Source organism: Ornithinibacillus bavariensis (assembly GCF_018333235.1).
GTDB lineage: Bacteria > Bacillota > Bacilli > Bacillales > Amphibacillaceae > Ornithinibacillus > Ornithinibacillus bavariensis.
The window spans coordinates 893,254-909,303 of sequence record NZ_BORP01000001.1 but is presented as its reverse complement, the minus strand read 5'-3'; the positions used below and the strand labels follow the sequence as shown (position 1 = coordinate 909,303).

At 36.0% G+C, this 16,050-nt stretch carries 11 protein-coding genes; 1 reads left to right on the top strand and 10 read right to left on the bottom strand.

Translation table 11 applies throughout. The features are described from left to right. Positions 1-164: 164 nt before the first annotated feature. Complete coding sequence (locus KI338_RS04560; RefSeq protein WP_244853399.1) at positions 165-668, bottom strand: GNAT family N-acetyltransferase; 504 nt, start codon at positions 666-668, stop codon at positions 165-167. A gap of 389 nt (positions 669-1,057) precedes the next feature. On the opposite strand from KI338_RS04560, the gene KI338_RS04555 reads away from it, so the two are divergent. Beyond that, the gene (locus KI338_RS04555) at positions 1,058-1,930 is read left to right on the top strand and encodes an AraC family transcriptional regulator (RefSeq protein ID WP_212919770.1); all 873 of its coding nucleotides are present in this window, start codon (positions 1,058-1,060) and stop codon (positions 1,928-1,930) included. A 132-nt stretch (positions 1,931-2,062) separates the two neighbouring features. On the opposite strand, the gene KI338_RS04550 is transcribed toward KI338_RS04555, so the two are convergent. The 9 genes from KI338_RS04550 to KI338_RS04510 form a co-directional block, all read right to left on the bottom strand. After that, on the bottom strand, positions 2,063-3,469 hold the full coding sequence (locus KI338_RS04550) for a vWA domain-containing protein (RefSeq protein ID WP_212919769.1): 1,407 nt from the start codon (positions 3,467-3,469) through the stop codon (positions 2,063-2,065). Between the two features lie 198 nt (positions 3,470-3,667). Then, positions 3,668-6,478 carry a VWA domain-containing protein gene (locus tag KI338_RS04545; protein ID WP_212919768.1) on the bottom strand — a complete coding sequence of 937 codons (2,811 nt, stop codon included), beginning with the start codon at positions 6,476-6,478 and terminating at the stop codon, positions 3,668-3,670. Beyond that, positions 6,462-8,267 (bottom strand): vWA domain-containing protein, encoded by a 1,806-nt coding sequence (locus KI338_RS04540; protein ID WP_212919767.1) that lies wholly within the window; start codon positions 8,265-8,267, stop codon positions 6,462-6,464. Before KI338_RS04540 ends, KI338_RS04545 begins: the two co-directional genes overlap by 17 nt. 4 nt (positions 8,268-8,271) lie before the next feature. Continuing rightward, a complete protein-coding gene (locus tag KI338_RS04535) occupies positions 8,272-9,150 on the bottom strand; it encodes a DUF58 domain-containing protein (RefSeq protein WP_212919766.1) in 879 nt (292 codons plus the stop codon). Positions 9,151-9,152: 2 nt separating this feature from the next. Continuing rightward, complete coding sequence (locus KI338_RS04530) at positions 9,153-10,151, bottom strand: AAA family ATPase (RefSeq protein WP_212919765.1); 999 nt, start codon at positions 10,149-10,151, stop codon at positions 9,153-9,155. Positions 10,152-10,154: 3 nt separating this feature from the next. Beyond that, a complete protein-coding gene (locus KI338_RS04525; RefSeq protein ID WP_212919764.1) occupies positions 10,155-11,717 on the bottom strand; it encodes a DUF8809 domain-containing protein in 1,563 nt (520 codons plus the stop codon). 1 nt (position 11,718) lies between these two features. After that, on the bottom strand, positions 11,719-12,564 hold the full coding sequence (locus KI338_RS04520; RefSeq protein ID WP_212919763.1) for an ABC transporter permease: 846 nt from the start codon (positions 12,562-12,564) through the stop codon (positions 11,719-11,721). Beyond that, positions 12,561-13,499: an ABC transporter ATP-binding protein gene (locus KI338_RS04515; protein ID WP_212919762.1), complete on the bottom strand. Its 939-nt coding sequence runs from the start codon at positions 13,497-13,499 to the stop codon at positions 12,561-12,563. Before KI338_RS04515 ends, KI338_RS04520 begins: the two co-directional genes overlap by 4 nt. Then, positions 13,492-15,954: a DUF8725 domain-containing protein gene (locus KI338_RS04510; protein ID WP_212919761.1), complete on the bottom strand. Its 2,463-nt coding sequence runs from the start codon at positions 15,952-15,954 to the stop codon at positions 13,492-13,494. Before KI338_RS04510 ends, KI338_RS04515 begins: the two co-directional genes overlap by 8 nt. Positions 15,955-16,050: the final 96 nt, after the last annotated feature.

Here is a 16,050-nt window from a genome sequence, read left to right as displayed (position 1 = left end):
AAAGGATTTGTAAATAAAAAGTCTCCCCACTTCGTAGTAATACCAATGGATAATATACAATCTCTAGCTATTGATTATCGTAAAGCTTCTATCTCTGGTTTCGTAAACATCTATTAACTTTTAATATAGATGAACATGAACAGGTTTAATTATAATTTGCTCTTCTACTTACCTAATGAATCTAATATGAGTTTGTAGCTGGAGTATTCTCTTCCTTTTTCGTCCAAACCGTTTTCTGTTTTTGTAAAGCCTAAACTTTCAAACATTTTTCTCGATGCAACATTATAAGAATATATCTTATGTACATTAATTTGCTTCCAGTTTAGTTCTTTTGCTCTTTTTATTAGAAGGTTAATTACACGTTTACCTACACCTTTCCCTCTAAATTCTTTGTGACCGATTACGACTGGAATCATTTCATTTGATAATGTCGCATCACCTATTGGAATCCATTGATCACTTATTCTTATTTCGATTATATAGACTTCACCATTTTTTGTTAGGTAATTATACATTCTTTCAATAGTTGTTATGTCGTAGGGTAAGGTACCTTCTCCTTCAGAATAGTATAGTACTTCTTTGTCCTGGTACCATGGCAGAGCAATGGATAAATCCTCTGTCAACTGTATTGGTCGTAACTGTAAATCATTATCATTTATTATCTTCATATTTTTCACACTAAAGTCACTCCTCCTTTGAATTATATCCGGAAATTCAATAAAAACATAACAAAATTTTAAGGATCAAGAAGAGCTTTATAGTTCAAGCTTAAATTTGTCAATAACTTTTACCAAATGTACTTGTTCATTTTCTATAAAACTAATAATATACATCTACCAGCACTACCAACCAATTATATTTACGGTCATTTCATCCTGAACAAAATCTGTATGGTTATTAGTTTCAATACAACCCTTTCCGGGATAATATATTCTAATAACGACTATATTTAGATATAACATCCTGTATTACTTATGAAAGATCCGATATAATTGTGCACCAAAAGTCGGATAGATACATTCATTTCCTGCTATTCTTTTGGTAAGGAGGTCATACAATGGATTTGCTTAAAAACATGAATGGCGCATTAGAGTATATCGAAGAAAATCTTACGAATGAAATTGACTTTAAAGAGATATCAAGGCGAGCTTTCTGCTCCGAATATCATTTTAAAAGGATGTTTTCCTTCCTTGCTGGTATTTCATTATCGGAATACATCCGTCGCAGACGGCTTACGCTTGCAGCATTTGATCTGAAGGATACCAGTGTAAGGGTCATTGACATTGCAATTAAATACGGTTACAGCTCACCTGACTCTTTTGCACGAGCTTTTCAAAACCTGCATGGGATATTGCCATCCGAAGCAAGAGATCATGGTCATTCTCTGAAAGCATACCCACCAATGACTTTCCAATTATCAATTAAAGGAGGAAGTGAAATGAATTATCGAATTGAAGAAAAAGAGGCATTTCGCATTGTCGGTATGAAGAAAAGAGTCCCTATCATTTTCAATGGAGTTAATCCGGAAATTGCTGCTATGTGGAAAGAATTAGATGGAGAAATGATAAATAAGCTAAAGGAGCTATCTAATGTTGAGCCTAAGGGACTTCTTAGTGCATCCACGAATTTTTCAGAAGGCAGAATGGAGGAAAATGGGGAGCTTGATCATTATATAGGTGTAGCAACAACTAAAGCGTGTCCTAATAACCTAGCACTCCTTGAAGTCCCTGCTTCATCATGGGCTGTATTTGAAGCGATCGGTCCATTTCCAGATACGCTTCAAGACGTATGGGGGCGGATTTATTCTGAATGGTTTCCATCCTCAAATTATGAACAAATAGAAGGTCCAGAAATCCTGTGGAATGAGAATAAAGATATTACCTCTCCAACGTTCAAGAGTGAAATATGGATACCGATTTTAAAAAAGTAATGATAATAGATTCAAAAAACAATTGAATTTAAAAATTGACCAGAATGTTTATGGATCCATTAAAAAGCCTAGTTTCTCAATAAATGAAACTAGGCTTTTATACTTTCCATCAGCATATTTTGTTTAGACAGCTTATTCATTTTTAATGCTTTCCATTTCTTTCGTCCAATTGTCTACTCGCTCTTTGATCTCGTTAACTACTTGATCTATTTCTTCTATTTTTTTAGTTTGTAAATCATTATTGATATCCATACTAGCAGAATACCTCTCCAACATCCGATCCTTGATAGCAGAGCCTAACTCGGAGGTTACGAAATCCTCCTGATAGCGAATATTAATGGCAGTTTGAATACGGTCGTGTTCCTTTTGGATGAGGTTTCTTATTATCCAATACTCTTCCCCGTATCGATCCCTCTCAGCAATGACTTCCCACGGACCGGGAGCTTTCATATGTGCCCACACAAGATCTGCCATCGTAGGTAACCACTCATATTCAATCGTCTTCTGAATTTCATCAGCATTGTTCGCTGAATAATATTTACCATTACCTGCTTCAGATACAGCAACTAACTGTTCTTCTGCTTTTTTGTCGACATTAAATCCAATGATATTAACGGTGCGTTCTTTGTTTTCGTTCGCAAACTTTTCAGCTTCTTTGACGGGATCCCCATCACAGGTTTCAATACCATCACTAACAATATAAACTGTAATTGGTCCATCCATATTACTACTCATTTTAGTTGCTTTATTGATTGCACCTGCTAGAGGTGTCCAACCTTTACTTTCAAATGTTGTTAATGACTTCTCAAATTCATTAGCATCATAGCTGCCCATTGGATAAACCTCTTCAATTCCTTCACAGGAAAGCTTTTTATCTGAGTTCGATTCAGAACCTTTATGTCCATAAACGACTAATGACACGTCACTTTCTTGCCCAATAACATCAGCAAAACGTTTTACAGCATCTTTTGCGATGTCCATTTTGACCTCACCATTCACACTAAGGAGCATACTTGAGCTTGCATCTAGTAGAATGATTGCTTTTCCTATTTCTCCCTTGCTCTCTCCTTTGGTCACTTTTTTTGGATTTGGAAGATAAGGGTCTTTAAAGGAAGGCTTGAATGCTTCAGCTTTTTCAATTGCTTCCTTATAATTAGGACTACCTAACAATTTTATTATTTCGATAACGATTTCATTTGCATCATCTGTATTACTAGTAATTTTTTTTATTTGTTCCTGTAAATCAGTATCAATACGTGACATTAATTCATTTGTATCTGTTTCTAATTCCTTTTGCAGGGAAAGCTCCCCAACTAAAGTACCGCCTGGTTGATTCTTCAAATCTTCCAAAGTATTAGGTATCGCCTGGAACGAAGATTCTTCTGAATCAGTTCCTTTTTCTTGTTTAAGAGTATCCTTATCGATATCCTCTTTTTGTGTGACTTTAGGTTTTTCATCTTCTTTTTTAGTAGAATCCTTGCTACATGCTACTGTTAGGAATAAGAGACTAATACATAGTACTGTAAATAACTTGCGCAATGAATGACACTCCTTTTTTACCAGTTCTATTTATAGCTTGGCGTGAGGACTTGTATTCGTCAATATATCAAAGATACTATTTGTTTTATCGTATATAGGTCTTATGAACTAAATATTGTTGCAGATATAACCATTTAGATGAAATGAGAACAAAAAATAATCCCATCTAAGAACAATACCAGTAGATGGGATGTAGAATTAGTCTTTTGTTTTCCGATTTTTAGCCTCTAAGAGTCGTTTCATGCGTTCATGTTTGTCTGAGGAAGCTTTACTTGTCTTTGGAGGACTATTAGATTGATTTGGTTTATTCTCTTTACTATCTTTCTTTGGAATATTTCTAGTATCTTCAATAGATTTCAGCGTATCTGACTTCTCGCGTTTCTTTACAGTAGCCTTTCGAAAATGCTCGAATGTTCGCCCACTCTTCCCTTGTTTATTTTCAATAGATTTTACTGGTTTAGCTCGAGAGTTGATTAGTCTGCCGAGAAGATGCTGTATTCCGAACCTACGAATAGCAATTTCTATAAAGAATAACAAAAAGGCTATAAGTAACAATGGCATATATATAGGCTGCTTCCCACTAGTTTTACGATCTACGTCGCGAAAGGCGTCCCCTGGGTTGTTTAATACTGTTCCATTGCTCAGTTCAGCTATTTCATGAAGTAGCTGTTGATTTTCGCTTACAAGTGCAAACTCTTTTGAATAAGGGACAACTACGCTCGTTTGATAGGTACTGGTCACTTGACCGTTCTCTAATTTAGATAAATTAATAAAATAAACTCCAGTATCAGCGTTAAAAGTAATCTCATGTTCTCCTGGTGCAGTTGGACGAATTTCCGACTGTAACTCATTTCCTTTTTCATCAACCACGCTTACGTGAAGTGGTAGAAGATCTATTTCATCAGAGGTTACCTTTAACGTAACTTCCCTACCATTAATTTGTTCCTCAATGGCGTACAATTGTTGTTGATATGAAGGCAAGGTCCACGATAATACTTCATTCCATAGAATCGGCCAGTTTTCCCATGCTGGCCAATTTCCTGCCCATTCTCCTCTGACATCCGTAGTCCATGCTATTGTGTTGCCTAAACCATATTGCCATCGGATGAGGATTGGATCACCCTTTTCACTTTCTAGGATCTTTTCCGCTCTTGGTTTTGGCTCTGTTGCGATATAGGCATTCATTTCTGGAACTCCCTCCTGGAATATAAAATCCCAGTTTGTACCAGCGAAGAAGCTTGGATAAAAAGGATTATCCTCGATGTAGGTTCTAGTAGTTAGTACTGTCTCTCGTGAAAGAATACTAGGAATCGTGGAGGCATCTTGTACATCATAAAATCGCCCAGTGCCTTCCTCTGCAAGCTGTTCTAACAATCCTCGGTCGGCATCACTTCCAATAGCAACAGTTGATAAGGTAACATTCTTCTCTATTCCCTCGTTAATAAGTTCGAAATAATCGTTATTCGTAGCAGATTGCCCATCGGTTAAGAGAATGATATGTTTTCGTTTTAGTTCAAGTGGTTCAAGCTGTTCATAAGCTAGTTGTAAAGCTGGGAAAATCTCCGTACCTCCCCCCTCTATGATTGATCGAATCTTCTCTGACGCTTTTTCTTTTTCACCGATTACATCTGTATCTATAATTTGCCAAGGTTGATCATCAAAGGCGATAAACCCAAATGTGTCTTTTTCTCTTAGTAGTTCTACAGAGCGAGCAGCAGCCTCCTTCGCTAAATCCAGCTTATAGCCTGCCATACTTCCAGAACGATCTAAAACAATCACCATCCCTAAGGAAGGTAACTCTTTTCTGCCTTTTAAATCCATTTCAACAGGAAGTAAATCTTCAATAGGTGTCTTAAAATAGCCACCTAAGCCATAGCTCTGGTTTCCACCGGTCATCATGAATCCAATCCCAAAATCCTTTACAGCACTTTCGATAACCTCCATCTGTTCCCTTGTCACATCTGTTGCTGAAACATTACTAAATATAATCGCTTCAAAATCTAGTAACCCAGTAAGTGCTGTGGGAAGCATGTGTGGTTTAATCGTCTCTACTTGTAAATTAGAGGATAGGAATACTTGTTCAAGATTTTTACCTTCACCCTCCTTGCCCTCAACTAAAAGAACAGTCGGTGTCCCCTTTACATTTGCGATGGCATAACCAACATTATTTTGTAAGATACTATCATCTTCCGAGATAACATCTACTTGAAAGCTATGTGTTCCTGTGGAATCAATGAAGTAATCAAATGTATAAGCATTTTTCCCTTGTCTGACAGAAACTTGCTCATCAATAATAACTTCATTATTTTTTCTAATTCGTACCCTACTAGTTGAATTATGAGTGCTAGACAGTACTAATGACATCGTGACTTCTTCACCTAAATATAGATTATCCGGTACTTGAAAATCTTCTAATACGATATCTTGTTCTACGGACACAGAGAATGGGATAACATCAACTGATATTCCCTGTGAGCTTAATAGATTTACTTGTCGTTTCACATCTCCTATATTTTCGTTACCATCACTTAGTAATACTATTCTCCCTTTAGAATTTGAAGGAAGGAGACTTGCAGCAAGTTGAAGCCCTTCTTCTAAATTCGTATAAGAGGTTTTTTCGATTGCTTTAGGAGCTAGGATTCCTTTATCTCGTGATGATAACGTTTGTAAAACTTGTCCTTCCTCTGCAACTGATACAATCGCAAAACGATCGTCCTCATTCATCTGTTCAATTGCTTCTTCAATTGCCCCAAACATGATTTCTTCTTGATTTCGTACGCTTTCAGAATGATCTACTACGAAAACTGTTGTAACTCCTTTAACTGAAAACGTTATATTTGGCATACAAAGTGCAAAGATAACGAAAGTAAATACGATAACCCTTACGGTCAATATAGCTCGCTTTTCTAGTTTTGAAGATAGTTTAACAGTTCTCCAATATAGAATTAATAGACAAATTACCGGAATATACAACAGGAGGAATAAGGGCTTGTCAATTTGAAATCCCATGACGATATACCTCCCATTCAAGTAGTAAAAGTAAGAAAGCAATAAAAACTAGCAACGGCCAAATTTCGTTAGGGTTTTTTTGGTCTTTTGAATTCGTATTATGTTTGGATTGAATGGAAAAACTTTCACTTGGCTTTATATATTTATCTTGTTGGTCAATAGATACTGCAAAGAGCTTTTCCGATATCGATTTCCCATTGTACTCTAGAACTCGATATAAACCTGGGAATCTAGGGGCTTGAAAGAAACTATTATTCATATCTAAGGAAGTGACTTTTTTCCCTTCTTCCGTAACAATCTTACTTTCCGTCGCAACTGCACTGTGAGAAAATTCAACAGGTTCCAGTGGTTTTACGTACCCAAGCGTCTCCTGATTTTCTGTTAAATAGTTCATAACATTATATAGAAAAATAGGAAAGCTTGCATGTAGTGGCCAATCCGTATCTGCAATGTCAAATCCAAGAAAAACAATTGGATTGCCTTGGTAGTTTCCTTTACTGATCAAGGGAATATCTCCACTTGTAAGGATGGTGTCAAACTCCTCATCTTGATAAGACGCACTTGATTGGATATAGACCTCATCCATATTAACAAATTGAAAGATTGGATCCTGTTTGACCACTTGAGGACGGATAGTTAATTCTTTCTTTTCGCCAACCTGAAAAGTTCCTCCAGTCGGAGGTGATAGAATGAATAATGGTCCATTTGGCCATTCCTTTTCTGGTAATTGTTCTACTATAAATATTCCGTTCTTATCTATTCCTTCTTGATCGGATTTCATTTGTACGATATCATTGCTAAGGTAATTTAATACCTTCGTGATAAATGGATTTATATCCCCAATTAAATAAAACGTTGGCTTTGACTCTGTAGCTAAAAATGCAATGGCAGTATTATCAGCTTCATAATTATCTACAGTTGTAATCATTGCTTTATAATACGGTTTAACAGGCAAATCCGGAAGAGAAAGTTGATGCAGCTTTCCTTGTTCGACTATGTCTTGAATTTCTTGAATAATCTTTCCTTCACTTTCTATCGTAATCCGAACAAGCTGTTCTTCTTCATCTTCATTATAAATAGTGAGTAGCCCATGAACGTTACCGTCTTTTTCTGCTACTCCAAAATTGTGTAATGAAATATTTTTTGTAGTTATCCCTAAATTGTTGACAATCAAATCACGAGATAAATTAAGATCGTTCACATCGGCCTTATTTACACGATCTGAAAAAACATGAATTTCCCCGGTAGTATCAGAAAGTAATTGATTTGCTACCTGTATAGCCTTCCGAACATCAGCGTGTCGATAGCTGGAAGTGACTTCACTTATCATTGATTCCATCTTTTGCTTTGACGTTTCATTAGCTAGCAATATTTTAGGTACGTCTTCAACAAGAATAATGCTTAATCTCTGGTTATCTAAGTGATCAATGAGGTTTAATAATTCATTCTTTGCTAAATCAAGGCGAGTTAAGTCACCCTCCTCTGTTGTCATCGAAGCGGAGCTATCTAATACCACTATAATATGCTCCCCTGACAGTTCAAGATATGACCAAAACGGCCTAGTAATGGAAAGCATTAATAGGAATAATATGAGAAGCTGTAAATATAGCAGAATATGGTTTTGTAGCTTTTTCCACCATTTTGTAGCCTGCCATTCGCGCATTACCTGCTGCCATAAGAGAGTTGATGGAATTATTTGATTTTCATACTGTTTACGGAATAAGTAAAACAAGACAGTAATAACTAAAAATATACTAAGTAGGAAATATATTGGAGCTATAAATTGCATGGAATCACCTCACCTGGATCCACCCTTTTGCAATCAATTGACCACAAATGATGTCTTCTAAGGAATCATCTGTCTTGCATTGGATAAAATGGATGCCCCGTTCATAGCATAACTTTTGAATTAACTCTGTGTGACTTGATAAGCGCTGTTGATAGCTGTTTTTTACCGCTGTACTCATGGTTACATGAATCGTTTCACTAGTCTCGCTATCAATTAATTGTAAATCCCCTTGGTAAACTGGTCGTATCTCCTCATGTGAAAGGATTTGAACAACATATAACTCTTGTTTGTAGGCTTGTAATTTCTTTAAGGCATTTTCTATTAAGTCGTACGGTTCCAATAAATCACTGATTAATATTGAAAAACTAGATTTCGGTTGTATCATTTTTTGTAGAGATTCAGAAAAGCTATTACTCGTATTGCTTGATTGTATCTTTTCGGCATATTGAACAAAGCGATTTGCGAATGCTCGTCCCTTTTTATATGTGAAAGGATGATTTGGTGCACCGATAGGGAATATGCCAACTCGATCATCCGCACAAAGTGACATATACCCCAGTGAAGCGGCAATTGCTTTAGCAAAAGCCCACTTACTCGGAAGAACAGCCATCGACTTCGTACAATCAAGATAGATAGACACAACTAACTCCTGTTCATCTAGGAAACGTTTAATGTAGTGCTTATTTGTTCGAGCAAAAACATTCCAATCAATTTGTCTCAGATCATCACCAGGCTGATATGGACGAAAATCAGAAAACTCTAGAGAAGTACCCAGCCTATTAGATCGTCGAGTCCCTTTATGATGTCCCCTTTTCATAGTTCTAGATTGCAAGCGGTACATAGGCAAGCGATACATTAATGTACTAGTTAGTAGCTCTTTCATCGTCAAGATTCTCCAATGGAAGCAAGTATATCTTCCATTATTTGGTCACTCGTGAAGCCATTAGCTTCCCCTTCGAAATTCATGAAAAGGCGATGACGAAGTACTGGTTTTGCTGCTTGCTTAATATCACCAGTTGATACATGATATCGTCCAGCACAAAGTGCACGAACCTTTGCAATCTTAATTAATGCTTGTAACCCACGTGGCCCAGATCCATAACGTACATATTTTTTGACTGATTCAGGTGCTTGTTGCTCATCTGGATGTGTTGCCATTATTAATGCTATCGCGTAATCAATCATTTCCTCTGATATGAGTATTTCTTTTCCTAGATTTTGAATTTCGATGATTCTATTTCTGTCGATTACTTTACGCACCTTTGTTACTTCCGTTCCTGTTGTAAGATGGACAATTTGCTTTAATTCTTCTTTTGAAGGATACTCGACGTATAGTTTCATCAGAAAACGGTCCATCTGTGCTTCGGGTAAAGGATAGGTTCCTTCTAAATCAAGTGGATTTTGAGTAGCCAGAACAAAAAAGGGTTCTGGTAGCTGCTTCGTTTCGCCCATTACAGATACGGTTTTTTCCCCCATTGCCTCCAATAGTGCGCTTTGAGTCTTCGGTGTTGCTCGGTTAATTTCATCCGCTAATATAATATTTGAGAATACCGGTCCTTTATGAAAAGTAAACGCTTGTCTTTTACCATCCTCAGTAGGTTCGATAAGCATTGTCCCCGTAATATCGGATGGCATTAAGTCAGGTGTAAATTGAATTCGAGAAAATTTTAAATCGATTACTTCTGATACTGTTCGCACAAGCATTGTTTTACCAAGACCAGGCAATCCTTCTAGCAAAGCATGCCCTCCCGAGAAAATTGCCCAAAGTACTTGATCAATTATAGCTTGTTGTCCGACGATAAATCTTGCAATTTCACTCTTAAGTTCATTGATTTGTTCAGCTACTTCCTGTAATTGCTTCTCTTTTGTTTCAATATTTAGCACAACCTATTCCCCTCTCGGATTTAAATCACTAAAATAATCTTTTACTACATCCTCTAAGTAGGCTGGTAATTGTAAGCGGTCAACACTTTTGCGATAGGAATCAGCATATTGTCCATAAACTTCCTCATGGGATCGAACAGATCCCTTTAATATTAGCCCATCTGGTGTCTTTTGCATTTCGCTGCTCCCTTTTCCCAATTCCCCAAAATCACGCTCAATTGACTTCTCGCTATCTATTCTTTCTGGGATCGTAAGCTTACGTGAGCCTTGACCTAATCCGGCACCAGAACCCACACTATTATTAGCCCCGCCATTTCCACCTTTTCCATTACCTGAACTAGAGCCTGAGCTACCATTTGAGCTGTTACTTGAATTACTGCTTTCTCCAGTTCCATTTCCTGTATCAGCATTTTTCCCATTGTCTTCATTACTATCATCGTTCTCCCCATTCGTTTGACTCGGGTTACTAGACTTACTTTGTGGACTAAAGGCTAGCTCTGTTGTACTTGTCATTCCATTATCGTTCATATTTTTATGAAGCTTCGTAGCAATATCCTGAATTTGTTGCTGTAGAGATGCAATTTCCCCCAAGGCGTTCACACTATTTATAAGACTTTCCAATTCATTTTCCAGTTTAGCTAGTAATTCTTCCAATTGCTCATCGGTCAGCTCATTCAATTGCTGAATATCCTCATTCAGTAAGTTAGATATTAAATCTTCTAATGCTTTTTGTTGTTCAGGGGTTAGAGTAGACACATTATTTTGCATAATATCTTTTAAGGCACGCTTCATATTTTCTGAATCAGCTTGTTTAAATGCATCTGCTAACTTATTAAGGCTCAATGCTTCTTGTGCCATTTCTTTTAATAATTGCGCTTTTTTCATTGCGTCCTGCTTATCTTTTTCAAGTGTTGTTTCTTCCTGGAGTAATTTCTTTAATAGTTCTTCACTCTCTTTTATTTTGTCTGTCTGTTCTTGTAAATCTTTTACTCTATCTTGTTTCTCAGTTGATGCTATTTCTTTAATAGCTTCTCTCGTCTCTTTAACGATCTCTTGTTCTTTCTCTTTTTCTTTTGCCAGATTCATGGAATCGGCTGGAAATATAAACGCAGCTACAATGAATAAACTCAATAAGCCTATGATTAATAGGTGCCCAGAGTTGAATAACTTCTGCTTAGCAGCTTGAAGGGCTGGGATTTGATTTTTCATATGTGAAATAGCGTCTTTTCGCTGTAATTGGCTTAATGGATCATCTCTTTGCAAAAAGTGAAGTGCTGTTTTTACACGATCCTCTTGGACAAACTCATCAAAGTAACGCGCTGCATCACGAAGCGAGGGCCGTTTTATAAGAGAGATTGCGGTAACAATAATTAGTGAAATAAAGGCAATGATTCCTAAAATATCGGTTAGATTTGTAACAACCACGAATCTAGCTAATACGACAACTAAGAACATGGAAACGCCTGCAATTAAACACCATCGTTGGATAAAATTTAAAAAATGTTTAAGATAAAGTTTTCGCTTAGCAGTCTTTAAAAGTGCTAAAAACTGTTGATAATCATTCATCTTATCCAATCCTCTTTTGAGCCTTCATTCTTGGCCGTAGTTTTTTGATACTAATGCCTATTGCTAGGACACTAATTAGTACATAAATAATGATAAAACTTGCCATTAAAGGAAAATCTATTCCTGATAATCGTTGAATTTCATCTGTCAAATAGGATTCAAAGTTTGATAATAAAATAAAAAATGGATTAAACATTGCTGTTAAGTATGGAACAATTGACTGGCTATATTGTTGATACATAAATAATTGACCAATAATGGTTGTTAAAAAAGCAGTACCTCCTGCTAGAAATACAGTAACCCCATACGTGACAATAGTAGAGATAATCGTTTTACGAATTAAGGTAGAAAACATGACACCTAAACTGGCAATTGCAATCATCGTTATGAGGTATATACAGAAAGTTGAAATTAATAAGCTTGGCGAAACACCACCGAATAAAAACACAATACTATACAAAGGCAGAGATGCAATCATCATTAATAATAAATATGAAATGGACGAAACTAATTTGCTAATAATAATCGTTACAGATGATTGTGGAGTTGTTAATAATATATTCAATGTTTGTCTTTCTCGCTCACCACTAATTGCTCCTGATGTAAGTCCTGGTGTCATAAATAGAATCAAAACCATTTGAACAAAGGATAGTACTGTGAACATCATACGACTTTCCTCTGGACGAAAAATAGCAGCTTGACCATACATTGTTGAGACAATAATAAAGCCTAAAGCCACTAAGCCAAGGGCAAATAAATAGAAGATTACCCCTAAAAATCCTTTAAACGATCGAAAACGGAGCTTGATTTCTTTATTTAATACTGGGTTTATCCATAAAGATTTCATGAAAAATCTACTCCTTTCGTAATTTCTAGGAATACATCCTCAAGATCTGTCTCTTCTTGACCAAAGCTAATGATTTGTAGTCCGTTACTAACCGCCTTTTTTAATAATTCTACTTGTTCTACATCCGTACCAGAATATGAAAAGGTAATTGTATCGTCATGCTTGTCGTTCTTTGAAAGATTTGAAATTTTCGGTTCATCCTCAAAAAACACAATAGCCTTTTCCAAATCAGCAGTTAATTTAACATGAATAATTTTATTTGCTTTCAGTTGGTTTTGTATCGATGTAACAGAGCCTGAGGCGACTAACCTTCCATTGGTAATTACGCCAATTTCATCACACATCTCGGCCAACTCTGGTAATATATGGGAGGAAATTAATATGGTCTTCCCCATACTCTTTAATTCCTTTAATATTTCTCTCATTTCAATTCTTGCCCGGGGATCCAGACCTGATGCAGGTTCATCTAAAATTAACACCTCAGGATCATGTATAAGTGAACGTGCTAAACAGAGACGTTGCTTCATCCCTCGTGACAATACATCCACATATTCATTTTTTTTATGGGATAAATTAACTAGCTCTAATAATTGTGGAATGAGGATCTCTCTTTCATGCTTAGGAATCCCATAACTAGCACCATAAAAATCAAGGTATTCCACTGTTTTAAATTGATCATATACACCGAAGAAATCTGGCATGTAACCAATATGATTTCGAACCTTTTTAGGCTCTCTTGTAACATCATAACCGTTAACATAGGCTGTTCCTGACGTTGGAGCAAGTAAAGTTGATAGAATAGAAAAGGTTGTAGATTTCCCTGCACCATTATGTCCTACAAAGCCAAAGACTGTACCCTTTTCAATCTTTAAATTTAAGGAATCTAATGCTGTAAACGAACCATATTTTTTCGTTAAGTTAACTGTTTCAATCATGGTCGTACTCTCCTTTCAATTCGAGAGTAGGAACATAAACCTGTGGATCCGTATCATTGTTTTTCTCAAATGTTATGATAATTTCTCCTTCATCAGTAATAAATTCATTGACATTCTCCTCAAATGTCACACGGTTATCATCTAATGTGATATATTCCTTCTCCTTCGCATTATATATTTGAAAACTATTTCCATTTCCTGAAGAAAGTCTTACCAATAAATTACGTAACGAAATATTATCCATATTTATTTGTACCGGTATTTGGTATGTAAGCTGGTATTTACCATTTTCTACATCAACAAAGTTCTCGGCATACAATAATCCATTATAATGAATGAATCCCGTATTCGATACAATACTTAGTTTTGGTGTCATGCTTTCACTTTTTAACACAAATTCCCCACCCTTAAGAGACTTAATTTGCACATCTACTTGTTGTGTAAAAAGGGTTAATGCATTAATATCTGCTTGCTTACTTGTTGAAACAACCTCTGTCATCGATTTAGATGTATACCCTGCTATTAATGGACGATTTAAATCCTTCTGATGAATATCGTAAGTCATTAACGTATCAAGCATTTCAAATTTCTTCCATTCCGTCAGAGACTCTTTATCTTTTGGTCCTGCGCTTCCCCCATATGGAGAACTATTATGTCCAGGGTAGAGTGACGAAGCAATAGAAGTACGCGGTGCACCGATTAAATTTTGCATTTCATTATTTTTATTGTTAATTTCAATATTAACCTCAACTGTTTCACCAGCTTTTAGTTTACCGAGTTCATATACCCTTGAGCCACTTAATAGATATACTTCCTCTAAATCGACTTGAAGAGAATTCGTAACAAAACCTAGCATTTTATTATCTACTATTTGTAAGTCAGTGTTTAGCTTACCAGATTCTATTCCTTGTATTGGTCCCATAGCTGAACGTGTAGACCAATATTCCACATTGGTAAAGGTAATCTTCGTTTGTTTTCTACCTTTTTCTATCATAGGATACTCACTAAACGAGCTAGTGTCATCAAAACCATAATTGTTAATTGGTAATGGCTGGTACTCTATTGGTTTAATCGTAATTGGATAGTCTCCTCCACTATTCGTTAAAATAGAAAATGCACTAAATCCATTAGCCATACCTTCCTCGTCGATGGATAGTAGGCTAATATTATTTATCTGTGTACCCTCTAATCTATCATTAGCGCCAACAATAAAAATAGCAATACTAGATAATATAGAAACTGCTGGGATAATAATCCAGGAAATTTCACGTTTATCTATTTTTTTTAATAGAAAGTACAGTCCTGGAATTACTAATACTAAATAGAGGACAAATAAGATTACTAATGCCTTTACGGGTATAAAGGATGAAGGATACATTTCAACAACATTTCCTAAGCGGCTGGAAAGCTCTTCTAACATGTAGAGCTGTTGTCCACTCAGGTCCTTATCAACAGCCTTTTGTAAAAATTCCGACCAAAACGAGGGATAACTATCCCATTTAATTAAGGTATCACTTCCAACATCAAAGGAAAATTGGGTTACTTCTCCTAAACCGTAGTTTTTTGTCATCACCATAGGTAAAGAATGATCTGCATATAACACTTGCGTATCTTCTACTAATATTCCTTTATTTATTTCAACTTGACTAAAATTAGGTATTTCTCCCTTTTCACTATCTTTAGTTGAATTTAAGAATTCCAAATTTTCGAATGAGGTTTGATCGTTTATTTGTAGTAGAAAAAGCTCTTGTAAACCTTTATGCTGTTGAAGTGAGGGGTCACTTCCTAACATCAAATGTCCACCAGCTCTGACCCACTCTTTAATAGCTATGATTTGTTCATCTGAAAGCTTAGAGGCATTATAATTGTTGATTAGGATTACATCAAATACCTCTAACGCTGTGGATTCATTTGCAATATTATCCTCTGTAATCGTTAAGAATTCTGTTGCTTCACCGTTATAACGAGAAGCTTTTAGTGCATTTAATGAATCAGGGGAGTCTGTTAAAGCTCCAATGACTAGCCGATTATCAGGGAAAATAGATGGCATTAGGTTTGTATTTCCTTTTAACTTTATTTCTTTCCCTCTTTCCCAGCCACCTTCAAAAAACTTTATAAATTGCTCCTTTTTATTTGTTGGATAGTAGGAATAGTAATCATTGAATCCTGGTGAAGCTAGAGTAATAACACTCTCTTCTCCTTTAGATAACTCTACTGGAACAACGTTATTGCCTAGCATATTATAATTTGGACCTGCAAAAAACACTAGATCACCAGTAATTGCATCCCCTTCATTTTTGATTTTTACAGTCATTGGAAAGCCTTTTCCTACTTGTACTTTCCCATTAACCCCATATGTAACCGTTACTTCAATGCTTTCCTCTGCTGAAATGGAAATCGGTATAAGAAATAAAAGGATACTTAAAACCATCACTCTTCTAACAAATGAACCCACAATAATCCTCCCAACTAAACGTACTTTTGCTTGTCTGTAACATTATTGTAAATTAACTATAACATTTTGAAAACTATATTTATATTAATTTACAGA

What these genes read in the sequence shown, in the direction of transcription:
- KI338_RS04555 (WP_212919770.1), top strand. Translation starts at nt 1,058, where the DNA reads ATGGATTTGCTTAAAAACATGAATGGCGCATTAGAGTATATCGAAGAA.
- KI338_RS04560 (WP_244853399.1), bottom strand. Translation starts at nt 668, where the DNA reads ATGAAGATAATAAATGATAATGATTTACAGTTACGACCAATACAGTTG.
- KI338_RS04515 (WP_212919762.1), bottom strand. Translation starts at nt 13,499, where the DNA reads ATGATTGAAACAGTTAACTTAACGAAAAAATATGGTTCGTTTACAGCA.
- KI338_RS04520 (WP_212919763.1), bottom strand. Translation starts at nt 12,564, where the DNA reads ATGAAATCTTTATGGATAAACCCAGTATTAAATAAAGAAATCAAGCTC.
- KI338_RS04545 (WP_212919768.1), bottom strand. Translation starts at nt 6,478, where the DNA reads ATGGGATTTCAAATTGACAAGCCCTTATTCCTCCTGTTGTATATTCCG.
- KI338_RS04525 (WP_212919764.1), bottom strand. Translation starts at nt 11,717, where the DNA reads ATGAATGATTATCAACAGTTTTTAGCACTTTTAAAGACTGCTAAGCGA.
- KI338_RS04540 (WP_212919767.1), bottom strand. Translation starts at nt 8,267, where the DNA reads ATGCAATTTATAGCTCCAATATATTTCCTACTTAGTATATTTTTAGTT.
- KI338_RS04535 (WP_212919766.1), bottom strand. Translation starts at nt 9,150, where the DNA reads ATGAAAGAGCTACTAACTAGTACATTAATGTATCGCTTGCCTATGTAC.